At 48.3% G+C, this 4,377-nt stretch carries 6 protein-coding genes; 5 read left to right on the top strand and 1 reads right to left on the bottom strand.

Translation table 11 applies throughout. The annotated features are described in order from the left end of the window. Window positions 1–245: DUF4079 domain-containing protein (locus RMO27_RS13735; RefSeq protein WP_309733407.1), on the bottom strand; the 245-nt coding region annotated here is incomplete at its 3' end. 134 nt (window positions 246–379) lie between these two features. Here RMO27_RS13735 and RMO27_RS13730 point away from each other — a divergent pair. From RMO27_RS13730 to RMO27_RS13710, 5 genes are all read left to right on the top strand, one after another. Continuing rightward, the gene (locus RMO27_RS13730) at window positions 380–538 is read left to right on the top strand and encodes a hypothetical protein (protein WP_309733404.1); all 159 of its coding nucleotides are present in this window, start codon (window positions 380–382) and stop codon (window positions 536–538) included. Between the two features lie 32 nt (window positions 539–570). Further along, a complete protein-coding gene (locus RMO27_RS13725) occupies window positions 571–1,944 on the top strand; it encodes an ankyrin repeat domain-containing protein (RefSeq protein WP_309733402.1) in 1,374 nt (457 codons plus the stop codon). Window positions 1,945–2,258: 314 nt separating this feature from the next. Beyond that, window positions 2,259–2,798: a cytochrome b6-f complex iron-sulfur subunit gene (petC, locus tag RMO27_RS13720; RefSeq protein WP_309733400.1), complete on the top strand. Its 540-nt coding sequence runs from the start codon at window positions 2,259–2,261 to the stop codon at window positions 2,796–2,798. A 125-nt stretch (window positions 2,799–2,923) separates the two neighbouring features. Next, window positions 2,924–3,910, top strand: a complete 987-nt coding sequence (petA, locus tag RMO27_RS13715; RefSeq protein ID WP_309733398.1) for a cytochrome f — start codon at window positions 2,924–2,926, stop codon at window positions 3,908–3,910. Window positions 3,911–4,221: 311 nt separating this feature from the next. Beyond that, window positions 4,222–4,377 (top strand): GTPase (locus RMO27_RS13710; RefSeq protein ID WP_309733410.1); only part of this gene is annotated, 156 nt, incomplete at its 3' end.

Genomic DNA, 4,377 nt, shown 5'->3' with positions numbered 1-4,377 from the left:
GTAACTGCCATGCCGCCGATCGAGCCTAACACCATCACCGCGAGGACGATCGATCCAATCTGATAGTGTCGGACATTATATTTACCCTGAATGAGTTGTTTCTTCTCATCTCCAGTGGCAGTACGTGTTTTGCGAATTTGGAAGCCCAAATACATAGCATATAAAGAAGTTGCCAATAAAATCCACATCAAGGGCGGATGGATAAAATTGAGATAGGGTTTAATATTAGCGGGAATAAAGTCCATAAGATCGGAAAAATTGACACGAACGTTTTGTGAATATTTATAAAAGTTAGCATAAAATTTGTGGGTGTTGGGAATAGCAGATGACAATCGCTCCAGCCTCGATCGAGAGATTTAGGGCGTGAAGATCGATCTTCATGTGCGACAGCTCATCGCTGGCAATTGTGACTAGAAAATGTCGCTCGGATGGTGCGATCTCCACCGCTGTTGTTTTGCCAACCAGCGGCTGTTGCCAACTGCTACCGTTTTATCGCACGATCTTACTGGCGTCAAAATCGATCGCGATCGCTACTTAAGTTAATCTCTCCTCGATCGGTCAGCATTCATCATGATTTCTCCTCAATTTAATCTCTCCTTGATTCAGTCGGCTAAAGCGGGTAATGTCCGCCAACTTACTACTGCTTTAGAACGTGGTGCCGATGTCAATACAGCTGATGCCCAAGGTACCACTGCCCTGATGTTTGCCGCTCAAAAAGGTAGCGAGCAAATTATCGATTTACTGTTGGCGGCTGGTGCCGATGTCAATCGGCAGCGGCAGCAATTTGGGACGACAGCCCTGATGTTTGCCGCCGCTGCCAATCGAGTTGGAGTTGTCGATCGATTGTTGGCGCATGGGGTTGATGTAAATGCGACGAATGAAGATGGCAGTACGGCACTGATGGGGGCGACGTTAGCGGGTGCGCGGGAGGTTGTGGGATTGCTAATTACTGCTGGCGCGGATGTCGCCAAGATCGATAGCGATGGGGATAATGCGCTCAATATCGCGATCGAGCGTCATGACGAGCGGCTCGCCCGCCAATTGTTGGCGGCTGGTGCGGATATTAATTATCGTCGCAGCGATGGCAAAACACCGCTGTTACTAATTTCGGCACCAGGGGAGGCACCGATGCTCGATCTGTTGTTGTCCGCTGGCGCAGATCCGCAGGCAGTGGATATTGAAGGTGATAGTTTGCTGATTCTGGCTGCCGAACGTGGCGATCTCGATCTGATCGCGCCCCTAATTCCGGCAGGAGTCGAGATCGATCTCCAAAATCATGAAGGCTGGACGGCATTAATTGCGGCGACGGCGGCGGGACAGATGGAAATCGCCAAGCTATTACTCGCTGCCGGAGCTAATCCTAGTTTAGCCTCCCAAGATGGCGAAACCGCCTTGCATTTAGCCGCGATCGAAGGCGATCTAGAATTAGTCGAGCTACTAATCGGTGCTGGCGCGCAAACTAATCTGCTTACTAGTCTGGGGGATACGCCGTTAATTTTAGCAACCTTACACGAGCAGACAACCACCGTAGCGGCGATCCTCAAGTCCGGCACCGATCTCCAAGCGCATCAGCAGGGGGCGACAGCTTTGGGCGTGGCGATCGTCAATGGCTACTCTGAAATTGCCAGCCTGTTGCTGGCGGCAGGTGTGTCGCCCCAGCAAACATTTAAAGAGGGACAAACCCCGCCGATCCTCGCCGCAATTGCTGGGGATCTAGGGTTAATGAGATCGCTAATTGCGGCTGGAGCAAATCTGGACGATCGAGACGATACGGGCGCAACCGCCATCATGTGGGCTACCCATCGCCAGCATCACGAGCTGATCGCCTTATTACTTGAGGCTGGAGCCGATCGCACTTGCAAAAATCATGGTGGTTTAACCGCGCTGGCTCTTGCTGAAATTAATAGCGATCGTCGATCGATCGATCTGCTGACACCTAGTTAGGCATGAGGATTAAATTAGATCCACAATTGGCACCACCATCTGAGCGATCGAGTAGGGGCAATTCATGAATTGCCCCTACTCGATCGCCTCAAACCTCACCACCGCAATATCCCAATTTGAGACTGGGATCGCGCATTCGGACTAGCTTATCAAACAGCAATTACCTGACGATCGGCTCGATTTCTCTACCGATCGGGTGCAAAAAATGTCATAATATCAGGTGTTCTAAGCTTTTACATGACTCTATAGCGATCCGATCGGGTGACAACTAAGTGTTGTGCAAAGATATTAATTAGATAAAAATCATTGAGTTTATGACCCAACTTGCTAATTCGGCGGATGTACCAGATCTCGGTCGTCGCCAATTCATGAACCTGCTCACCTTCGGTACGATTACTGGGATGGTACTCGGTGCGGCTTATCCATTTGTCGCGTACTTCGTCCCACCAGCTAGCGGTACCGCTGGCGGCGGTGCCACTGCCAAAGATGCCAAAGGTAACGATGTCAAAGTCAGTGCCTTTATTGCGGGTAAAACTAAGGGAGATCGGGAGTTAACCCAAGGCTTAAAAGGCGATCCGACTTATATCGTCGTTGCCGAGGGCACGATTGTTGATTATGGCATCAATGCCATTTGTACTCACCTGGGTTGTGTCGTCCCTTGGAACAAAGCTGAAAACAAATTCATGTGTCCTTGCCACGGTTCTCAGTATGATGAAACCGGCAAAAAAGTGCGCGGCCCCGCCCCATTATCGCTGCCATTGGCTCACGCTGCGGTCACTGAAAATGACACGATCTCGTTGACTCCTTGGACTGAAACCGACTTCCGTACAGACGAACCAGCTTGGTGGGCATAAATTAGGGATTAGGAATTAGCTGTTAGGTGTTAGGGCTAAAAACACAAGCTGTTGCTAAAACCTCAAGTCTAAAGCCTAAAAAATCTGTATATTATTTAATTTTCTTCGTCTGTCATCCTTAATCTATGAAATTAACTTTACTCCAAGTCTGGCAACACAGTCAGCGGTTGGCGACCAAATCACTAGTCGTGATGTTGGCTAGTATCAGCATTCTCTGCGCCAACGATCTCGCACTCCCCCAATCAGCCGCTGCATATCCGTTCTGGGCACAACAAACCTACCCAGCAACTCCCCGCGAAGCTACTGGTAGAATCGTCTGTGCGAACTGTCACCTTGCTGCCAAACCGACCGAAATCGAAGTACCGCAATCGGTCAAACCAGACACGGTATTTGAAGCTATCGTCAAAATCCCCTACGACCAAAGCATTCAACAAGTCACTGCCAATGGCGTTAAAGGACCATTAAACGTCGGTGCGGTGTTGATGTTACCTGATGGTTTTAAAATCGCTCCTGAAGACCGTCTGTCCCCAGAACTTAAGGAAAAAACTCAAGGGTTATATTTCCAACCTTATGGTGAAGGCAAAGATAATATCGTGATTATCGGACCATTACCTGGTGATAAATACCAAGAAATTATCTTCCCAGTACTTTCACCAAATCCCAAAACTGAAAAAGGCATTTACTTCGGTAAATACCAAGTTCATGTTGGAGCCAATCGCGGTCGCGGACAGGTTTATCCGACTGGTGAAAAGAGCAATAATAGTGTGTACAATGCTTCGGTTGCTGGTAACGTTACCGCAATTACCAAGCAAGAAGATGGCAGTACTCAAGTCACGATCCAACCAGCAACTGGCGACGCGGTCATCGATAAAGTTCCCGCTGGCCCTGAGTTGCTCATTGCTGAAGGTACTGCTGTCACTGCCGGACAAGCAATTACTAATAATCCGAATGTTGGTGGTTTCGGTCAAAAAGATATCGAAATCGTCCTCCAAAATCCCGATCGAATCCTCGGTTTAGTGGCATTTGTGTTTATGATTATGCTGTCCCAAATCTTGTTAGTCCTCAAGAAAAAACAAGTCGAGCGCGTTCAAGCTGCGGAAATGGAGTTCTAGCAACTGCCATTATTTAAGCAATTTTCAGATGCACTAGTTATCGTAGCTAGTGCATCTTTTTTTCTGGGTATAGCTGACTGACAGCTCAGTCTCGATCGCCGATCAATTACAGCGAAGATCGTTTAGTCAAAAGTCGATCGATATTAAGTTTCAGCTAAAGATAAATTGTCTCAAGGTTCGCCATCTCTAAATTTACCAAAGCTTGAGGATCGTCACTTGAGTTTGAGTGGCAAAATGCGTACCCGAACTACTCACCATCTCCACCCGATCGCGATAAACTAGAATATTGCTCTCTTGTTGTTCAGAATTTTATGTCGCTGCCGATCGTTGCTATTATAGGTCGTCCCAATGTGGGTAAATCCACACTCGTCAATCGTTTGGCGGGAGCGCGGGAATCGATCGTGCATGATGAGCCAGGAGTTACCCGCGATCGTACATATCGACGGGCATTTTGGCAAGATCGTGAG

Origin of the sequence: Chamaesiphon sp. OTE_75_metabat_556 (assembly GCF_031378165.1) — a bacterium.
In the GTDB taxonomy this organism is placed as follows: Bacteria; Cyanobacteriota; Cyanobacteriia; order Cyanobacteriales; family Chamaesiphonaceae; genus Chamaesiphon.
The sequence above is the reverse complement of the archived record's forward strand: the minus strand, read 5'-3'. Positions and strand labels throughout refer to the sequence as shown.

What these genes read in the sequence shown, in the direction of transcription:
- RMO27_RS13730 (WP_309733404.1), top strand. Translation starts at nt 380, where the DNA reads ATGTGCGACAGCTCATCGCTGGCAATTGTGACTAGAAAATGTCGCTCG.
- RMO27_RS13725 (WP_309733402.1), top strand. Translation starts at nt 571, where the DNA reads ATGATTTCTCCTCAATTTAATCTCTCCTTGATTCAGTCGGCTAAAGCG.
- petC (WP_309733400.1), top strand. Translation starts at nt 2,259, where the DNA reads ATGACCCAACTTGCTAATTCGGCGGATGTACCAGATCTCGGTCGTCGC.
- petA (WP_309733398.1), top strand. Translation starts at nt 2,924, where the DNA reads ATGAAATTAACTTTACTCCAAGTCTGGCAACACAGTCAGCGGTTGGCG.